Annotated in this window: 17 protein-coding genes; 9 read left to right on the top strand and 8 right to left on the bottom strand. The window is 63.3% G+C overall.

The features are described from left to right. Positions 1-353: 353 nt before the first annotated feature. The 4 genes from P5703_RS13785 to recX all read left to right on the top strand — a co-directional run bounded on the left by P5703_RS13785 (position 354) and on the right by recX (position 3,673). Positions 354-1,466, top strand: coding sequence for an acyltransferase family protein (locus P5703_RS13785; protein WP_172882460.1), 1,113 nt, complete (start codon positions 354-356; stop codon positions 1,464-1,466). A gap of 106 nt (positions 1,467-1,572) precedes the next feature. After that, complete coding sequence (locus P5703_RS13780; protein ID WP_265659930.1) at positions 1,573-2,070, top strand: CinA family protein; 498 nt, start codon at positions 1,573-1,575, stop codon at positions 2,068-2,070. Positions 2,071-2,153: 83 nt separating this feature from the next. Beyond that, positions 2,154-3,200: a recombinase RecA gene (gene recA, locus P5703_RS13775; protein ID WP_014596281.1), complete on the top strand. Its 1,047-nt coding sequence runs from the start codon at positions 2,154-2,156 to the stop codon at positions 3,198-3,200. Between the two features lie 5 nt (positions 3,201-3,205). Beyond that, positions 3,206-3,673: a recombination regulator RecX gene (recX, locus tag P5703_RS13770; protein WP_013982303.1), complete on the top strand. Its 468-nt coding sequence runs from the start codon at positions 3,206-3,208 to the stop codon at positions 3,671-3,673. 76 nt (positions 3,674-3,749) lie between these two features. Here recX and P5703_RS13765 read toward each other — a convergent pair whose 3' ends face one another. Together P5703_RS13765 and P5703_RS13760 are read right to left on the bottom strand one after the other, a co-directional pair. Then, a complete protein-coding gene (locus P5703_RS13765) occupies positions 3,750-4,841 on the bottom strand; it encodes an LOG family protein (protein ID WP_279641664.1) in 1,092 nt (363 codons plus the stop codon). Positions 4,842-4,953: 112 nt separating this feature from the next. Continuing rightward, positions 4,954-6,363: an MBL fold metallo-hydrolase RNA specificity domain-containing protein gene (locus tag P5703_RS13760; protein ID WP_014596282.1), complete on the bottom strand. Its 1,410-nt coding sequence runs from the start codon at positions 6,361-6,363 to the stop codon at positions 4,954-4,956. Positions 6,364-6,495: 132 nt separating this feature from the next. On the opposite strand from P5703_RS13760, the gene P5703_RS13755 reads away from it, so the two are divergent. Further along, on the top strand, positions 6,496-8,913 hold the full coding sequence (locus tag P5703_RS13755) for a phosphoketolase family protein (protein ID WP_061373160.1): 2,418 nt from the start codon (positions 6,496-6,498) through the stop codon (positions 8,911-8,913). A gap of 54 nt (positions 8,914-8,967) precedes the next feature. On the opposite strand, the gene P5703_RS13750 is transcribed toward P5703_RS13755, so the two are convergent. Then, positions 8,968-9,363 carry a quorum-sensing-regulated virulence factor family protein gene (locus P5703_RS13750; protein ID WP_019407135.1) on the bottom strand — a complete coding sequence of 132 codons (396 nt, stop codon included), beginning with the start codon at positions 9,361-9,363 and terminating at the stop codon, positions 8,968-8,970. A 125-nt stretch (positions 9,364-9,488) separates the two neighbouring features. On the opposite strand from P5703_RS13750, the gene P5703_RS13745 reads away from it, so the two are divergent. Beyond that, on the top strand, positions 9,489-10,208 hold the full coding sequence (locus P5703_RS13745; protein WP_045158481.1) for a tRNA-uridine aminocarboxypropyltransferase: 720 nt from the start codon (positions 9,489-9,491) through the stop codon (positions 10,206-10,208). 4 nt (positions 10,209-10,212) lie between these two features. Here the strand turns inward: P5703_RS13745 and P5703_RS13740 are convergent, their stop codons facing one another. Then, the gene (locus tag P5703_RS13740; protein ID WP_011912678.1) at positions 10,213-11,124 is read right to left on the bottom strand and encodes a DMT family transporter; all 912 of its coding nucleotides are present in this window, start codon (positions 11,122-11,124) and stop codon (positions 10,213-10,215) included. A gap of 244 nt (positions 11,125-11,368) precedes the next feature. Between P5703_RS13740 and erdR the strand changes: the two genes are divergently transcribed. Next, positions 11,369-12,019: a response regulator transcription factor ErdR gene (gene erdR, locus P5703_RS13735; protein WP_125919072.1), complete on the top strand. Its 651-nt coding sequence runs from the start codon at positions 11,369-11,371 to the stop codon at positions 12,017-12,019. A gap of 18 nt (positions 12,020-12,037) precedes the next feature. Here erdR and P5703_RS13730 read toward each other — a convergent pair whose 3' ends face one another. Beyond that, positions 12,038-12,964 (bottom strand): LysR family transcriptional regulator, encoded by a 927-nt coding sequence (locus tag P5703_RS13730; RefSeq protein ID WP_013982310.1) that lies wholly within the window; start codon positions 12,962-12,964, stop codon positions 12,038-12,040. A 110-nt stretch (positions 12,965-13,074) separates the two neighbouring features. On the opposite strand from P5703_RS13730, the gene fpr reads away from it, so the two are divergent. Continuing rightward, positions 13,075-13,851, top strand: a complete 777-nt coding sequence (fpr, locus tag P5703_RS13725; RefSeq protein WP_013982311.1) for a ferredoxin-NADP reductase — start codon at positions 13,075-13,077, stop codon at positions 13,849-13,851. Positions 13,852-13,911: 60 nt separating this feature from the next. On the opposite strand, the gene P5703_RS13720 is transcribed toward fpr, so the two are convergent. Both P5703_RS13720 and P5703_RS13715 read right to left on the bottom strand, forming a co-directional pair. Further along, a complete protein-coding gene (locus P5703_RS13720) occupies positions 13,912-14,397 on the bottom strand; it encodes a YchJ family protein (protein ID WP_013982312.1) in 486 nt (161 codons plus the stop codon). 1 nt (position 14,398) lies between these two features. Next, positions 14,399-14,899, bottom strand: a complete 501-nt coding sequence (locus P5703_RS13715; protein ID WP_285587452.1) for a DUF6231 family protein — start codon at positions 14,897-14,899, stop codon at positions 14,399-14,401. 133 nt (positions 14,900-15,032) lie between these two features. Between P5703_RS13715 and P5703_RS13710 the strand changes: the two genes are divergently transcribed. Further along, entirely contained in the window at positions 15,033-15,671 is a 639-nt protein-coding gene (locus P5703_RS13710; RefSeq protein ID WP_011912684.1) for an OmpA family protein, read from the top strand. Positions 15,672-15,724: 53 nt separating this feature from the next. On the opposite strand, the gene P5703_RS13705 is transcribed toward P5703_RS13710, so the two are convergent. Next, positions 15,725-16,927: an ISL3 family transposase gene (locus tag P5703_RS13705; RefSeq protein WP_161612779.1), complete on the bottom strand. Its 1,203-nt coding sequence runs from the start codon at positions 16,925-16,927 to the stop codon at positions 15,725-15,727. Between the last annotated feature and the right edge of the window lie 16 nt (positions 16,928-16,943).

Genomic DNA, 16,943 nt, shown 5'->3' with positions numbered 1-16,943 from the left:
AGGTTGCTCGCCTGTCCATCGCGCCTCGCGGGCGCCGGCATGTCATCTGTCGGGCGGCCGCCGGAATGCGTTGACAAGCGAACCGGCACTGTCTGATAACTCAGCCCCGTCGGATGGCTGCAGTGCGCTGTTGCGCAGCCTGCGTTCTGCCGTTCGATTCCTTCCGATCTCGCATCTACCCAGGCGCCCAGTGCCTGTCGCGGTAGCCTGCCTGATCGCTGCTCCCGTCTCGCCATCGTCCCGGCTGCCGTCGATCCGCTGCGGCGGCGAGCGCTTGCGTGTGCACTCTCGCGTCAGTTTCTGCAGTAACTCTGGCGACATTTATCCCTCTCCGGCCAAAGTGAGCAGCAGACATGTCCCGACTAATCGGTCTCGATGCCCTGCGCGGCGTAGCGGCATTGTGCGTCGCCTATTCCCATCTGATTGCAAAAATGAAGCGTGACGGCCAGCTCGACGAGATGGGCGCCCAGTTGTTTCTTGTCAGCAAGGCTGTACTGGATGTTGGCAAGGTCAGCGTACTGGTGCTGTTCGCGCTGAGCGGCTATTTCGTCATGGCCGCGTTGTACAAGAGCCGCGGCCGATACGAGCGGCCAATCACGGCGTTCGCCTATCAGCGCTTCTTCCGGCTCTTTCCGCTGTACTGGCTGTCGCTGATCCTCGGGGTGATGTTTCCCTGGGATGATCCGGCAAAGGCGTTCAGCCTTGCGGTCATCGCCATCAACGCGACGATGCTGCAGGGGTTCGTCTTCGTCGAGAACGTCATCGGCCTGTATTGGACGTTGCAGATCGAGATCACCTTCTACGTGCTCTGCATCCTGCTGTTCGCGCTGCGCCTGGGGGGCTCGGTACGGCGAGATCTGTTCTTTCTGCTGGCGCAATACGTTTTCACGCTGCTGCTCGCCGCCATGCGCTACAAGCTCCAGTTGAAGCTGCCGGTGGCCTTGCCGCTGATGCTCAGCGTGTGTTTCCTCGGCGCGCTATGGCGGGCGTCCGATAACGGCCGATGTCCCGTAACCGGGCGTTACGCACGTATCGCGGTGGTGGCGTTCTATCTGTTCCTGCTACCGATCTGCGTGCTCGCCTATTCGCGCGATACCGGATTCGGCGAGACCTGGTATCGCTACTTCATCAGTTACAGCGTGGCCCTCGCCGTGTTCCTTGGTGCGAGTCGCATCGCCGGTATCCGGCTGCGCTGGCTCGCGCCGCTCGGTGGGATCGGCTACATCGTCTTCCTGGCCCATCCGTCGGTGTTTGCCCTCGCCGAGCGGCTGGGCTTCGGCGCGGGCGATCTGGCGCTGCCGGGACCGTTGTACATTGCGCTGATGCTGGCGGTGCTGACCTGCTTTGCATTCTTCGTCAAGCGCACGCTGGCCGATCCGATCCAGCGCTATGGCGACGCCGTGGTGAGGCGTCGCGGCCGACGTCTGCGTGAAGACGCTGCCATCGGGATTCGCCAGGACGCCTGAGCCGTTCGGCCGTTCACACCATTCGCCCGATGGCAGGGGGGACGGGCTGAACTCGACAGCGGGCTGGTGTAGGGTAACTGCCACTTTGCATGTTGCCGGGGTGTCGATGAATCTCACTGAATTGGCCGCACGATTGGGCGAGGCGCTGCATCGGTTGGGCGCGCAGGTCACTACCGCGGAATCCTGCACCGGCGGCGGCATCGCCGAGGCCATCACCCGCATAGCCGGCAGCTCGGCCTGGTTCGAGGCGGGCTACGTCACCTATTCCAACGCGCAGAAAACCCGCCAGCTAGGCGTGCCGGCGGCGCTGTTCGATCAGGTCGGCGCCGTAAGCCGCGAAGTGGTGCAGGCGATGGTGCGAGGCGCTCAGCAGAACAGCGAGGCGCGCTTCGCCGTGGCCGTCAGCGGCGTCGCAGGGCCGGGCGGCGGCTCGCCGGAAAAGCCGGTGGGGACAGTCTGGATCGCCTGGGCCGATGGGTCTGATCTGCATACCGAACGCTACCTGTTCAGCGGCGATCGCCAGGCCGTGCGCGAGCAGACCGTCGCTGCCGCCCTGTGCGGCCTGCTCGCGCTGACCGTCGGAGAAAAACCGGTTCGGGGCTAGGCGAGCTAAATAGCCTATGTTCTAATACTGTCTACTTATACAGTTGTTGTGGCCTCCGGCCCTCTTGATCAAGTGAGGATTCGATGGACGAGAACAAGAAGCGCGCCTTGGCTGCAGCCCTGGGCCAGATTGAAAAGCAGTTCGGCAAGGGTGCAGTGATGCGCATGGGCGATCACGATCGCCAGGCGATTCCGGCCATCTCCACCGGCTCGCTGGGTCTGGACATCGCGCTGGGCATTGGCGGCCTGCCGAAGGGCCGGATCGTCGAGATCTACGGTCCGGAATCGTCCGGTAAGACCACTCTGACGCTGTCGGTGATTGCCGAAGCGCAGAAGATGGGCGCCACCTGTGCCTTCGTCGACGCCGAGCACGCGCTCGACCCGGACTACGCCGGCAAACTGGGCGTGAATGTCGATGACCTGCTGGTTTCGCAGCCGGATACCGGCGAACAGGCTCTGGAAATCACCGACATGCTGGTGCGCTCCAACGCGGTCGACGTGATCATCGTCGACTCCGTGGCCGCGCTGGTGCCCAAGGCCGAGATCGAAGGCGAGATGGGCGATGCCCACGTCGGCCTGCAGGCCCGTCTGATGTCCCAGGCGCTGCGCAAGATCACCGGCAACATCAAGAACGCCAACTGCCTGGTCATCTTCATCAACCAGATCCGCATGAAGATCGGCGTGATGTTCGGCAGCCCGGAAACCACCACCGGTGGTAACGCGCTGAAGTTCTACGCCTCGGTTCGTCTGGATATCCGTCGTACTGGCGCGGTGAAGGAAGGCGACGAGGTGGTCGGCAGCGAAACCCGCGTCAAGGTGGTGAAGAACAAGGTGGCCCCGCCGTTCCGTCAGGCCGAGTTCCAGATCCTCTACGGCAAGGGCATCTACCGCAACGGCGAGATCATCGACCTCGGCGTGCAGCAGGGGCTGGTGGAGAAGTCTGGCGCCTGGTACGCCTACAAAGGCAACAAGATCGGCCAGGGCAAGGCCAACGCCGCCAAGTTCCTGGAAGACAACCCGGAAATCGGTCGCGAAATCGAACAGCAGATCCGCGACAAGCTGCTGGTGGTTTCCGGTGGTAGCAGCAAGGCGAACGTGGTCAGCGAAGACCTGGTCGACGCCGATCTCTGATCCCCATGGCCGCCGTGCTCGATAACCCCGTCGCGGTGCGGCGGGCAGCCATGGACCTGCTGGCTCGCCGTGAACATGGTCGTGTCGAGCTGGCCCGCAAGTTGCGCCAGCGTGGCGCCCCGCCTGATCTGATCGAACAGGCTCTGGATCGCCTCTGCGAACAGGGCCTGCTGTCGGAATCCCGTTACCTCGAAAGTTTCGTCAGAAGCCGAGCCAACGCCGGCTATGGGCCGTTGCGCATCCGTGAAGAGCTTGCGCAGCGCGGATTGCCACGCGCGGATATCGAGCAGGCGCTGCGCGACAGTGGCTTCGACTGGAGCGAGCAGCTGCGAGAGCTGTGGCAACGCAAGTTCGCCGGAAGCCTGCCGGCGGATGCGCGGGAGCGCGCCAAGCAGGGGCGCTTTCTCAGCTATCGCGGCTATCCGCTGGAGTTGATCAGCCGCCTGTTGCGAGGCAATGGTTCGGCTGATTGATTGCTAGGTTTGAGCGCAGGCATGCCTGATCCGGTTTCGCAGTTCGACAGAGCTGAGCCGTGGCGCTGGCGCGCCCTCAGTCCTCGTTGTCCAGCGGCCGCACCCAGTTGGCCGGTTCGTTGACGTAATCGGTGAGCTCGCGCAATCGACCATGGTTGCGGCCGTTGAATACGAAGCTCAAACGCGGCAGGCGCTGCAGCTCCGGTTCGTCCAGTTCAGACTCACAGCAGTTCTGCTGTTCGAACGAGCCTGTCAGGCACAGGTCGACGAATTCCTCGTTCAGGTATTCCATGGCCTGTTCGTTGAGCTTGTGGTTCAGGCGCAGAACGAAGCGATCCTTCAACCAGCGGCTGGAGTGGAAGTTGCGGTAGAAGTTGGCGATCTCCTTCGCCGCCTCGTTGGCATCATCCACCAGGCGCATCAGACGCATATCGCTGGGCAGGATGTAGCGATTCTCTTCCAGCTGGCCGCGCATGAAGCGCAGTGCATCCTTCCAGTAAGTGCCACCGGGTTCGTCGAGCAGCACGACGGGCACCAGTGGGCTCTTGCCGGTCTGGATCAGTGTCAGCACTTCGAGTGCCTCGTCCAGGGTGCCGAACCCGCCAGGGCAGAGCACCAGGGCATCCGCCTCCTTGATGAAGAACAGCTTGCGGACGAAGAAGAAGTGGAACGAGAGCAGGTTTTCGGTACCGCCAACCGTCGGGTTGGGGTGCTGCTCGAACGGCAGGGTGATGTTCAGGCCCAGGCTGTTGTCGCGACCGGCCCCTTCGTGGGCGGCCGCCATGATGCCGCCACCGGCACCGGTGATGACCATGAAGTTGTAGTGCGCAAGCGTGGCGCCCAGCTGACGCGCCAGGGCGTACAACGGATGTTCGACCGGTGTGCGCGCGGAACCGAATACCGTGACCTTGCGCCGGCGCTTGAACTGATCGAGACGGCTGAATGCATGCTCCATCTCGCGCATGGTCTGCAGCAGGATCTTGGCGTCCCAGCGGCTGCGATCGGCCTGCGCCATGCGTGTGACGGTCACCAGCATTTCCCGGTACAGCGGCAGGTTGGGACTGTTGGCCGGAACGATCATGGCCGCCAGCTCATCGATCTTGCTTTCCAGTTCGGCGCCGCTGGTTTGGAAGTGTCGCGACAGGTAGTCATCCGGATCAAAGGACATACAACATCTCCATGTATGGGCGTCGCGTTCAGGCTATAGGCTGCGGCCGGTGGGCTCAAGCATTGGCGGCCGCTGGTGGCCCGGGCGCGGAGGCTCGGGCCAGCCGTCCCGCTCAGAGCGCGATGCGATCGCCGAGTTCCGGAATGCGGGCTTCCCAGCCAAGACGATCCCGGATGGCTTGTTGCAGGACCTGCATTTTTTCGGTTTCGCCGTGGACGAGGTAGAGCTCCGGCCGATTCTCGAAGTTGCTCACCCAGTCGATCAGCTGCGATTGGCCGGCGTGGGCCGAGAAACCGCCGAGGGTATGCACCTTGGCGTTCACCGCGATGCGCTGGTGCAGCAGCTTGACGCTGCCGGCGCCGTCGACGATCGCGCGGCCCAGAGTGCCTCTGGCCTGGAAACCCGGGATGACCAGGTGGCATTCCTCGCGCCAGAGGTTGTGTTTGAAGTGATGCAGGATGCGCCCGCCGGTGCACATTCCGCTGCCCGCGATAATGATCACGCCGCTCTTGAAGCGGTTGATCGCCATGGACTCTTCGGGTGTCGGCGTGGACTTGAGAATCGGCAGCCAGCGCTCGGCGTAGAGCTTGCCACTGGCGCCGCTCAAGGCCGGATCGATGCCGTTGAGGTCCAATTGGTCCTTGTAATGTGCGTAGATGGCATTGGCGCCGATGGCCATGGGGCTGTCGAGAAACACTGCCTGCTGCGGCAGTCGCCCTTCACGGTAGAAGCGGCCCAGGTAGTAGATCAGGTCCTGCGTGCGTCCAACGGCGAAGGAAGGCATCAGCACGTTGCCGCCGTCGCGGTGGGCCTGCTGCAGGATACCGGCCAGCTCTTCGATGGTGTCCTCGTGGCTGCGATGGTCGCGGTCGCCGTAGGTCGACTCCATCAGCACCACGTCGGCCTCCTTGAGCACCGTCGGGGCGGGCATCAGCGGTGAGCAGACATTGCCCAGATCACCCGAGAAGACCAGTCGCCGCGTCCTGCCATGGTCGTGTACATCCATCTGGACGATGGACGAGCCGAGGATATGTCCGGCGTTGTGGAAGGTCACCGCGACGCCCCGGGCAACCTCGAAGGTTTCGCCGTAGGGGTGAGGGGCGCGCTGCCCGAGGGTTCGCTCCGCATCGACGCGGGTGTACAGCGGCTGAACCATGGGCTTGCCGATGCGCGCGCGCCACTTGTTTTCCCACTCGGCGTCCTTCTCCTGGATCTGCGCCGAGTCCAGCAGCATCAGCTCCAGCAGCTCGGCTGTCGCCTCGGTGCAGTGCACCGGGCCGCGGTAGCCGAGGGCGACCAGCCGTGGCAGCAGCCCGCTGTGGTCGATATGGGCATGGGACAGGACCACGGCGTCCAGGCTCTTCGGATCGAAGGCGAAGGCGGCGCGGTTGTCGCTTTCCTCCTCCCGGCGGCCCTGATGCATGCCGCATTCGAGCAGAACCCTTGCGCCGTCGTGTGTCTCAATGAGGTAGCAGGAGCCGGTTACCTGTTGAATGGCACCGAGAAAACTGAGCAAAGCCATGTTGCCTTCCTGTTCGTACGATGATGTCCACTGTGCCCGCTCGGTTGCCACGACCACTTGATACATATCAGAGATAACCAAACGAGCCCTGCCTAGACTACAGCACATCCCGCTTACCAACGGAGTGAACCCATGAGTCAGCTACTGCCCAGCCTCGTCGAGCTGGATCAACACGCGCAAGCCGAACCGGAGTTCGCCACCTGGCGTGGCGGCTTCGGGCCGTTCGAGCACGCGCTGGAGACCCAGGCGGCGGTGTTCCGTCTGGCCCATCAGCTGGTACAGGCAGGACATCAGCCGGATCTGGCGAGCGTCTATCGACTGCTGCAGGCGGTCGATCGCGTTGCCAGCGCCGGCCTCTGGCTGGTGGTGCACATGACCTATGCGCAGCAGGTGCACCTGGACGGCACGCCGCTGGCGGCCGACGACTTCAAGACCAATCCCGAAGGCCATACCGGCGGCGCGCTGAACATGGTGCCTGCCTATGCCGGCTATCTGGCGCTCAATGCGTTGACCGGCCGTACCCGAGCCTGGCTGATGGGGCAGGGCCATTGCGTGGCTGCGGTCGACGCACTCAACCTGCTGACCGGCAATCTGCACCCCGAGCAGGCGCAGGCTTATGCTGGCGGCGAAGCGGGCATCAACCGCCTGCTGCAGGACTTCTACGGTTATCGCCAGGCCGCCGATGGCAGCCCACTGGCGCCGCTGGGCAGTCATGTCAATCCGCATACCGCCGGTGGGATTGCCGAAGGCGGTTATCTGGGCTTCGCCGAGCTTCAATATGCCCACATGCCGCTGCCCGGCGAGACGCTGGTGGCGTTCCTGTCCGATGGTGCGGCCGAAGAACAGCGCGGCAGCGACTGGATTCCGCGCTGGTGGCGGGCCGAGGATTGCGGTGTGGCGCTGCCAGTGATGATCGCCAACGGCCGGCGAATCGAGCAGCGAACGGCGTTGGGGACCGAGCAGGGCCTGGAGGATTTCCGCCAGCACCTGAGCCAATGCGGCTTCGATCCGATGCCGTTCGATGGGCGCGACCCGGCCGCATTCGTGGCAACCCTTTGGGAAATGGAGCTGCGCCTGGAGCGCCGTGTGGAGGAAAAGGCACGCGGCATCCTCAACTATCCATTGCCGATTCCCTACGGCATTGCCGAGACGGTCAAGGGCTTCGGCTTCTATGGCGCGGGCAGCAATGCCGCACACAACCTGCCGCTGCCAGGCAACCCTCGCCTAGACGAGGTGTCCCGCAACCTGTTCAACGAGCATACGGCGCGGCTTTTCGTGCCGCAGGGCGATCTTCAGGCGGCCCTCGAGCTGTTCGTGCGCAGCCGTCAGGGACGCCTGCTCGAACGCGACAATCCGCTGGCTCTGCGGCGCCCGCCGGCGCCGGTCATCCCGCAGCTCAAGTATCGTGACGATGCCTGCTCGCCGATGGCCGCGGTGGATCGCTTCTTCGTCGAGCTGACCGAGGCCAACCCTTCGCTGCGGCCACGGGTGGGCAACCCGGACGAGCTGGCGAGCAACCGGCTGGGTGGCGTGCTCAAGGCGCTCAAGCACCGTGTGATCGAGCCGGAGAGCGAACTGGAGGCGATCGACGGCGCCGTCATCACCGCGCTCAACGAAGAGGCCGTGGTCTCCGCCTGCCTGGCCAACCAGGGCGGGTTGAACCTCGTGGCCAGCTATGAGGCGTTCTGCGTGAAGATGCTCGGCGTGGTGCGCCAGAGCATCATCTTCTCCCGTCAGCAGAAGGAGATCGGCAGGCCGGCAGGCTGGCTGGGGTGGCCGCTGATCGCGACGTCGCATACCTGGGAGAACGGCAAGAATCAGCAGTCGCACCAGGACACCACCTTCTGCGAGGCGCTGCTCGGCGAAATGAACGACATGGTCCGCGTGCTTTTCCCGGCGGACCACAACAGTGCTCTGGCGCTGCTGCCTTCGATCTATCAGGCGCGTGGCGAACTGGCCTGCATGGTCATGCCCAAGCGCGACCGGCCGTGCTACTTCAATCGGCCACAGGCCGAGCAGCTGGCCCGCGATGGCGCCATCGTGGTCGAGGAGGTGCCGGGCAGTGAGGCATTGCTGCTGATCGCCAACGGCAGCTACCAGTTGGGCGAGATGCTCCGCGCCGCCAAGCGGCTTAAGGAGGCCGACTGCGCCTACCGGCTGGTCTATCTGCAGGAGCCGGGTCGCTTCCGTGGGCCGCGCGATCATTGGGAAGTCGAGGCACGGGCAAGCGAGGGGGTGGCGGAACGACTGTTCCCGGACTCGATGGAGATGCGTGTCTTGCTGACCCACATGCGCCCGGAAGTCGCGCGCGGCCACCTGTGGCCGATCCTGCCGGACGCTCGCAAGTGCTCGGCACTCGGCTATCGCAACCGTGGCGGCACGTTGGACGAGTTCGGCATGCAGTTCGCCAACCGCGCCAGCTGGGCCAATGTGCTGGCAGCCTGTGCGCGGTTGCGCAACGTGCCGCGTACCGCATTGCTCACTCGGGACGAAGCTGCCGCGGTGGCGGGCAAGGGTGATCCGCAGATCCTGCGGCACGACAAAGGCTGAGTTCGGCCCGGCGGGATGCGGCGTGTCCGCCGCTCCCGCCCATTTCTTGCAGCCTTACTTGCAGTCTGCGGCGGTGTAGCGCTCGCTGGCGATGGGCTTGTTGCTCTGGTATTCGCTGAAGTCGTAGCGCAGCACCGCGCCCTGGCTCATCAGCTTGCGCAGCCCCTCGTTGCCGCAGACGCTGACCGCGAGCTGGCTGCGCACGTCGGCGGGGTTGTCGCGCATCTGCGCTGCATGGCGTGGCTGCACACTGAGGTGGTTGACCAGCTGGTTGTTCTCTACGGTGTAACCCTGGTCGAGGATGTCTTCGTTGATCGCTCGAGGCGTGCCGACGTTGCTTTCGCGGGCTACCTGATCGAGCAACTGGCTCAGCTGCTGTTCTTGCAGCGAGGCGGCATGGGCAATGGGCAGGGCGAGGCTCAGGGCGAGCAGGGTGGTCAGACGATACATGGCGGTCTCCTTATGACTGCGCTAGTTCGACCGGCGGGCCGTGGCCCGGTTCATTCGTCCGCCATGCCGCCGCCCTGTTCGCGCTGGTAGACTGCCGCGCTCCGCCGTCAATCCCGAGTCGATCCATGCCCCATGCCGTAGCCCGTTTGCGCGACGAGCGCTTGGCGAAAAGCCTGAAGCCCTTCGTCGCGCGCGGCTCGCGAGCACCGCGCTGTCTGCGTTGCCGAGTACCGTTCAGCCATTGCCTGTGCCCTTGGCTGCCCAGGGTCGACAGCGAGTGCGGTGTGTGCCTGTTGATGCACGACATCGAACCGTTGAAGCCGAGCAATACGGGCTGGCTGATCGCCGATGTGGTGCCGGATACCTTCGCCTTTACCTGGCAGCGCACCGGGGTCGATCCGCGCTTGCTGGATCTGCTGGCCGATCCGCAATGGCAGCCGCTGGTGATCTTCCCCGGTGAATATGCGGCCCCGCAGCGGGTGGTCGAGCGAGTCGAGCGACAGCCAGACAAGCGGCCCCTGTTCATCCTGCTGGATGCAACATGGACCGAGGCGCGCAAGATGTTTCGCAAAAGCCCCTATCTGGACGGTTTGCCGGTGCTGAGCCTGCAGCCCGAAGCCTTGTCACGTTATCGGCTGCGGCGCTCGACCCGCAGCGATCATCTGTGCACCGCCGAGGTCGCTGCGCTCTGTCTGGAGCTGGCCGGGGATTCGGCTGCAGCCAACACACTGGACGCCTGGCTCGACGTGTTCACCGAACACTATCTGGGCGCCAAGCACCATCGCCAGCCGGATCTGCACAACGCTGCGCACCGGGCACTGCAGGTGCCTGACGGGGCGGAGTGAGGCCTCAGGCCTTGGCCGGGGCAGCGGTAGCCAGCGGTTCCGGTTTGCGCGGCCACAGCTGTGCGGCAAGCATCCCGATGAACATCAGTACACAGCCCATGTAGCCACGCAGGGTCAGGCTCTCCTCGAGGAACAGGGCGCCGGCGATTGCCGCAAAGACCGCTTCCAGCGACAGAATGATGGCCGCGTGGGAGGCGATCGCATGCTTCTGTGCGACGACCTGCAGGGTGTAGCCGACCGCTACCGCGAACAGTCCGCCATAGATGAGGGCCGGGCCGGCGAGCCAGATGCTGGCCGGATTGATGTCTTCGAAGATCAGCGCCAGCAACAGGCTCACCACCGCGCAGGTCGCGAATTGCAGGAAGGCCAGCCGGATGGCGTCATGACGGCTGACGAAGAAGCTCACCAGCAGCACGTGCACACCCCAGACGAAGGCGCCGGCCAGCTGAATCCAGTCGCCCGAGGCGACGGTGAAGTCCTCGCCGATGCTCAGCAATGCCATGCCGGCCACCGCGAGGAACGCACCGAGCCAGGTACCCAGACCGGTCTTGTGCCCGATGGCGAGCCCCAGCAACGGCACAACGATCACATAAAGGCCGGTAATGAAGCCTGAGTTGGTCACGCTCGTGAACAGCAGGCCGACCTGCTGCAGATTGATCCCCAGGGTGAGCGCCAGGCCCATGCTCAGGCCGCCCAGGATCAGGCCGCGCTGCAGGAAGGGCTCGTGCCGGGCCGCAGTGCGCCCCTGGTAGATCACCAGAGGAAGCAGCGCCAGGGCACCCAGGGCGAAGCGCAGACCGGTGAAAAGAAACGGGCCGATATTGTCCATGCCGATGCGCTGGGCCACGAAGGCGGTCCCCCAGATCATGGCGGTGATCAGCATCAGGAAGTCGGCGCGGAGGGCTTGGCTACGCATGTTTCGGCTCGTCAGGGAAAAGTCGCAGACTTTGCTACAAAGCGCCGCGCTTGACCACTTATTCATCGGTGGGCATGCTTGCGCCGCTTGATTTGTTGCAGCGGGCGGCCGATATTCGGTCTGTCAGTTGAAAATCTACATCGGACCACCCCCGGAGCGGTTTTACGGGGTCTTCTGCCGTCATCTTGTCGGCATCGGCTGCTCAAGCCGATGAAAAGCGCCAATAAAAATTACAGGTCTGCCAATGGCTGCTTACGAAATTATCATTGCCGATGATCACCCGCTTTTCCGCAGTGCGCTTCAGCAGGCGCTCACCATGGGGCTTGGTGAGAACGTACGTCTGGTGGAGGCGGCCAGCATCGCCGAACTGGAAGGCTTTCTGAGCCAGGGTGCCGACTGGGATCTGGTCCTGCTGGACCTGAACATGCCGGGGGCCTATGGCTTTTCCGGTCTGGTGCTGCTGAGGGGGCAGTATCCGCATCTGCCGGTGGTCATGATCTCGGCTCAGGAAGACGCGGCGGTCGTTGCGCGTTCGCGCGAGTTCGGTGCCAGCGGTTTCATCCCCAAGTCTAGTTCGCTCGAGACGATCCAGGAGGCCGTACGGGCCGTGCTGGAAGGGGACGTCTGGTGGCCGAGCAACATTCAGGACGAAGCGAATGTCAGTGAGGAAGCCAAGGCGGCCAGCGCCGGACTGGCCAGCCTCACTCCGCAGCAATTCCGCGTCCTGACGATGGTCTGCGATGGCCTGCTGAACAAGCAGATCGCCTATGAACTCAGCGTTTCCGAAGCGACCATCAAGGCCCATGTGACCGCCATCTTCCGCAAGCTCGGCGTGCGCACCAGAACCCAGGCGGCCTTGCTGCTGCAGCAGATGGGTTCCATTCCCACCAGTTGAACCGCTGCCGCCGGCGCTTCAGGCGATCGGCGGCAGCTGGATTTCATCGCTGCGGCGCACGCCAGAGGTCAGCGCCCGGCACTGTTCGACGAACTCCTGCATCGCCGCGGTCTGGTACTTGTGCGTATGCCAGATGAAATAGAACTGGCGTCGCAGATCCAGCTCCGGTGTCGACACCGGCACCAGGCTGCCGCGGCGGAACGCATCGCGTAGCGCCAGTCGCGAGATGCAGCCGATGCCAAGGCCCGATTCGACGGCACGCTTGATCGCCTCGGTGTGCTCCAGTTCCAGGCGCACGTTCAGCTTCCCCGGGCGGTGCCGCACGGCCTGCTCGAAGGTCATACGCGTTCCCGAGCCCTGCTCGCGCAGAATCCAGGCCTCGCCCGACAGTTCCGCGAGATCCACCGCATCGCGTCCTGCCAGCGGATGTTGCGGCGCGCAGAACACCACCAGCTCGTCCTCAATCCAGGGCTGCACTTCCAGATCGGGATGCTGGCAGTCACCCTCGATCAGACCAAGATCAAGTTCGTGCTGAGCGATCTGGTGCACGATATGCGCGGTGTTATGGACGTGCAGTTTGACCCGGCATTCCGGGTGACGCTGCATGAAGTTGCCGATCAACAGCGTGGCGAGATAGTTGCCGATGGTCAGCGTGGCGCCCACCGCGAGCGAGCCGAACCCGCTCTTGCCGTTCAGCAGATCCTCGATGGCCCGCGCCTGATCCAGCAGGGCGACCGCCTGCGGCAGCAGCTGCTGGCCCAGCGCGTTCAGGCAGAGCCGCTTGCCGGCCCGGTCGAACAGTTGGCAGCCGGATTGCCGCTCCAGCTCGGCCAGTGATGTGCTGGTTGCCGACTGGGACAGCGACAGGCTTTGTGCAGCCTTGGATACGCTTTCCTGGCGAGCAATGGCGGCGAAAACTTCGATCTGGCGCAACGTGAAATGCATATCTATATAACCGATAACCTATATCTTTATTATCCAGTTAACGAATATGGCTCCGCTCGCTAGACTGCCGTCATTATCGACGTCCGTCGACACCATGAGGAATTCGCAGCATGAGCAACCTGAACGTAGAGCGCGTTCTCAGTGTGCACCATTGGAACGATACGCTGTTCAGCTTTAAGACCACTCGCAATGCAGGCTTGCGCTTCGAGAACGGTCAGTTCGTGATGATCGGCCTGGAGGTCGAGGGGCGTCCACTGATGCGCGCCTACAGTATCGCCAGCCCGAACTACGAAGAGTACCTGGAATTCTTCAGCATCAAGGTGCAGGACGGTCCGTTGACCTCCCGGCTGCAGCATCTGCAGGAAGGCGATTCGATCATGATCAGCCGCAAGCCGACCGGCACGCTGGTCCTGGACGACCTGCTGCCCGGCAAGCACCTCTATCTGCTCAGCACCGGTACGGGCCTGGCGCCGTTCATGAGCGTGATCCAGGATCCGGAAACCTATGAGCGGTTCGAGAAGGTCGTATTGGTGCACGGCGTTCGCTACGTCAATGAAGTCGCCTACCGCGAGTTCATCACCGAACACCTGCCGCAAAACGAATTCTTCGGCGAAGCGGTCAAGGACAAGCTGGTCTACTACCCGACCGTGACCCGCGAACCGTTCGAGAATCAGGGGCGTCTGACCGATCTGATGCGCAGCGGCAAACTGTTCAGTGACATCGGCCTGCCGCCGATCAACCCAGAAGATGACCGCGCCATGATCTGCGGCAGCCCGAGCATGCTGGATGAAACCAGCCAGGTGCTGGACAGCTTCGGTCTGAAAGTCTCGCCGCGCATGGGCGATCCGGGGCACTACCTGATCGAGCGGGCCTTCGTCGAGAAGTAAACGACTGGGCTCATGTCGCCGCTGTCACGCAGCGGCACGTCCGCTCATGCTCCGCGCCGCTCAGAGGTAAGCCGCACAGCACTTCTTGAACTTCAGACCGCTCCCGCAGGGGCAGGGGTCGTTGCGGCCGGCCTTGAGCGGTACCGTCGGATCGATGAAATACCAGCGCCCGTCCCGCTGGACGAATGCCGATCGCTCCTGGTGGGCATGTTCGCCGCTCTGGTCGTGCCAGCGGGCGGTGAAGGTCACCAGCGCGTGCTCGGGCTTGCCGCCCAGCACGCTGCTTTCGTTTACCTCCAGCCCTAGCCAGGTGCTCTCCAGGCTCCAGCGGCGCATCCCCTCTACATCCAGTTCATCCTGCTGCGCGGGAAGCGTAGTGGCCCGCAGATAGTCCACCAGCCCCAGTACATAAGCGCTGTAGCGCGAGCGCATCAATAGCTCGGCGCTCGGCGCGGCCATGCCTGCGTGATAGCGCCCGCAGCATTCGCCGAGGGCATCGCCGCTGCCGCAGGGGCAGTTCAGGTCGGTTGGACGCGGTTCGCTCATGTCACCACCAGTACTTGCCGAACATTTCAGGATTGGCCCAGAACCTGGCATTGAGCCAGTCCGGAACCTGCTTGTATTGCAGCAGGTCGTAAGTGAAGAGCGTCAAGGTCTGTCCGTCGCGCTGGAAGCGTTCGCTGACCTGCAGTGCCAGTGCATAGAAGTCCGTAGTCAGCCATTCGCATGCGTCGAGGTCGACGAGTACCGCCATCCGGCTGGTATTCAGATTGCGGATGCTGCCGAGCAGCTCCAGGCCGTTGCGCTTGGAGAGATGTTCGAGGCAGTCGACGAATATGGCCAGGTCGTAGCGCTGGCTGGCCAGATCTTCAGGCAGCGGTGCGGGATCGGCGCGATCGAGCTGACACTCCGTGTGGCATTCGGCGTAGGCAGCCAGCGCAGGTTGATCGCTGCGCCCCACGAGCAGCACGCGTGTTGGGGCGTAATGGTCGAGCATTGCCGCAAGCGCTTGCTGCGGCGTATGCAGCGGTACAGGGTTTTCGCTCAACAGAGAATCCTCGTTTCAAAGGTGAAGACTAGCGCGGTGCCGTTTGTCGGCCTAGTCTGAAAAGTAACCGGAGCCGCCCGGATTCCCATGCGTGGCGTTTCTGGCTGAATGTCCATACTGGAGGTTTTGATCGATGAGTACATTACGGACAGCAGTACCCGTTATTGTCATGACCACGTTCCTGGCCGGTTGTGCAGGCGTGCAGAAGCAGGACTGGCCGACCTGTGCGGCTGTAGGTGGCGTGACTGGTGCCGCGCTGGGGGCCATCGAAAGCAGCACCTACGCCGGTTGGGGTGCGCTGATCGGTGGTGGCGTCGCGGCGGCCTATTGTTGGGCCAACGGCATGGAAGAGGAAACCGTCGCGGTCGTGGAAACGGTCGAGCCGATGCCCCAGACCCAGCCTGAGCCGGAACCGGCTGCCGCGCCGGTGCGCGTCGAACTGGACGTCAAGTTCGACTTCGACCGCGACGTGGTCAAGCAGGACAGCTACAGCGACATCCAGAACCTGGCCGATTTCATGAAAGAATATCGCCAGACCACCACCGTACTGGAAGGCCACACCGACTCGGTCGGCACCGACGCCTACAACCAGCGCCTTTCCGAGCGTCGTGCCAACGCCGTTCGCAGAGTGCTGGTGGATGAGCTGGGTGTCGAAGGCAATCGCGTAAATGCAGTCGGTTATGGCGAGTCTCGCCCGGTCGCCGACAACTCCACCGAAGAAGGCCGTGCGATCAACCGTCGCGTGGAAGCCGAGGTCGAAGCGCGTCCCTGATCAATTAGCTGAGTACTGATCCAGCCGGGCCTTGCGCCCGGCTTTTTTTTGGTTCATCGCGCTTTCCCGGGGAAGGCAGCCTTGATTTTCAGGAAGAAGTATTCCGAGTCCCGAAAACCATAGGCCATACGCTTGATCACCTTGATGCGGTTGTTGACGCCCTCAAGGACGCTGGTATGCATGTGGAAGTTGGCACTGGCGAGGATGCCTCGGGCGTATTTGCGCAGGTTGCGAGCGAATCGCTGTAGCGGCGCGAGGCCGCTGTCCCGGGCGTGCCGCAACCAGGTTCGCCAGCGGCGCCAGCCCTCTCGTACGCTGGGGGCGAACCAGACATCCTTCAGCGCATCCTTGAGGACATAGACCGTAGCCAGCGGCTGGTTGGCCGCGAGTAGTTCTTGAAGCTGCACGGCTTGTCCGTCCTTCAGGTTGTTGCGATTGCGCAGCAGCAGCCAGCGGCTTTGCTTGACCGCCTTTCGTGCCGGCTTGTCTTCGCGCAGGAGGTTGGCCTGGTCAACCCGGATACGGTCGATCACATCCCGACCGTAGCGCGCGACGACGTGAAACAGGTCGTACACCACTTCGGCTTGCGGGCAATGCTTCTTCACCTCCAGGTCGAAAGCCGTGTTCATGTCCATGGCCACCGCCTCAATCTGCTGGCAGTGCTCGCCGAGCAATTCAAAGAACGGGCGGATCGCCTCACGGCTGTTGCCGTGGCCGACCCACAACACCCGCGTTCGCTCGGCGTCCATGATGACCGTGGCATAGCGATGCCCCTTGTGCAGGGCGAACTCGTCCATCACCAACCGGCGGACACCGCTTGAATCGAAGGTGCCTACCTCGGCTTGAAGGCGTCGTTTATCGAGCGTTTTGAGGGTGTGCCAGTGCAGGCCGGTGAGCTGGCTGACGTGGCTGATCGGCAGCAGCCGCAGCAGGCTTTCGAGCCAGACCCGTAACCGCCGGGTCAGGCGAGATGCAGGCTCCAGCCAGTCGATCCGCTCGGTCACCCGCCCACAACTCAGGCAATCGACTCGGCGCACGGGTAGTTGAAGCAAGACGCGCTGATCGAACAGATCACGATCGCGCACCAGACGAATCCGGCGCTCGTGAATCAACGGGCTGAGCTGACCACAACGCCCGCACCTGGGCACTGAACCGGCTTGAGGCTCAAGCTCAATCAGAAGGGAGTTGTTGGCGGATGAACGGCAGGCAACGGCGTCATAGCCTGGCCAGAACGAGGCAAGATCAATAGGATGCACGGCGACAGCAGGGACA

Origin of the sequence: Stutzerimonas sp. FeSN7 (assembly GCF_030263795.1) — a bacterium.
In the GTDB taxonomy this organism is placed as follows: Bacteria; Pseudomonadota; Gammaproteobacteria; order Pseudomonadales; family Pseudomonadaceae; genus Stutzerimonas; species Stutzerimonas stutzeri.
The sequence above is the reverse complement of the archived record's forward strand: the minus strand, read 5'-3'. Positions and strand labels throughout refer to the sequence as shown.

What these genes read in the sequence shown, in the direction of transcription:
- P5703_RS13785 (WP_172882460.1), top strand. Translation starts at nt 354, where the DNA reads ATGTCCCGACTAATCGGTCTCGATGCCCTGCGCGGCGTAGCGGCATTG.
- P5703_RS13780 (WP_265659930.1), top strand. Translation starts at nt 1,573, where the DNA reads ATGAATCTCACTGAATTGGCCGCACGATTGGGCGAGGCGCTGCATCGG.
- recA (WP_014596281.1), top strand. Translation starts at nt 2,154, where the DNA reads ATGGACGAGAACAAGAAGCGCGCCTTGGCTGCAGCCCTGGGCCAGATT.
- recX (WP_013982303.1), top strand. Translation starts at nt 3,206, where the DNA reads ATGGCCGCCGTGCTCGATAACCCCGTCGCGGTGCGGCGGGCAGCCATG.
- P5703_RS13765 (WP_279641664.1), bottom strand. Translation starts at nt 4,841, where the DNA reads ATGTCCTTTGATCCGGATGACTACCTGTCGCGACACTTCCAAACCAGC.
- P5703_RS13760 (WP_014596282.1), bottom strand. Translation starts at nt 6,363, where the DNA reads ATGGCTTTGCTCAGTTTTCTCGGTGCCATTCAACAGGTAACCGGCTCC.
- P5703_RS13755 (WP_061373160.1), top strand. Translation starts at nt 6,496, where the DNA reads ATGAGTCAGCTACTGCCCAGCCTCGTCGAGCTGGATCAACACGCGCAA.
- P5703_RS13750 (WP_019407135.1), bottom strand. Translation starts at nt 9,363, where the DNA reads ATGTATCGTCTGACCACCCTGCTCGCCCTGAGCCTCGCCCTGCCCATT.
- P5703_RS13745 (WP_045158481.1), top strand. Translation starts at nt 9,489, where the DNA reads ATGCCCCATGCCGTAGCCCGTTTGCGCGACGAGCGCTTGGCGAAAAGC.
- P5703_RS13740 (WP_011912678.1), bottom strand. Translation starts at nt 11,124, where the DNA reads ATGCGTAGCCAAGCCCTCCGCGCCGACTTCCTGATGCTGATCACCGCC.
- erdR (WP_125919072.1), top strand. Translation starts at nt 11,369, where the DNA reads ATGGCTGCTTACGAAATTATCATTGCCGATGATCACCCGCTTTTCCGC.
- P5703_RS13730 (WP_013982310.1), bottom strand. Translation starts at nt 12,964, where the DNA reads ATGCATTTCACGTTGCGCCAGATCGAAGTTTTCGCCGCCATTGCTCGC.
- fpr (WP_013982311.1), top strand. Translation starts at nt 13,075, where the DNA reads ATGAGCAACCTGAACGTAGAGCGCGTTCTCAGTGTGCACCATTGGAAC.
- P5703_RS13720 (WP_013982312.1), bottom strand. Translation starts at nt 14,397, where the DNA reads ATGAGCGAACCGCGTCCAACCGACCTGAACTGCCCCTGCGGCAGCGGC.
- P5703_RS13710 (WP_011912684.1), top strand. Translation starts at nt 15,033, where the DNA reads ATGAGTACATTACGGACAGCAGTACCCGTTATTGTCATGACCACGTTC.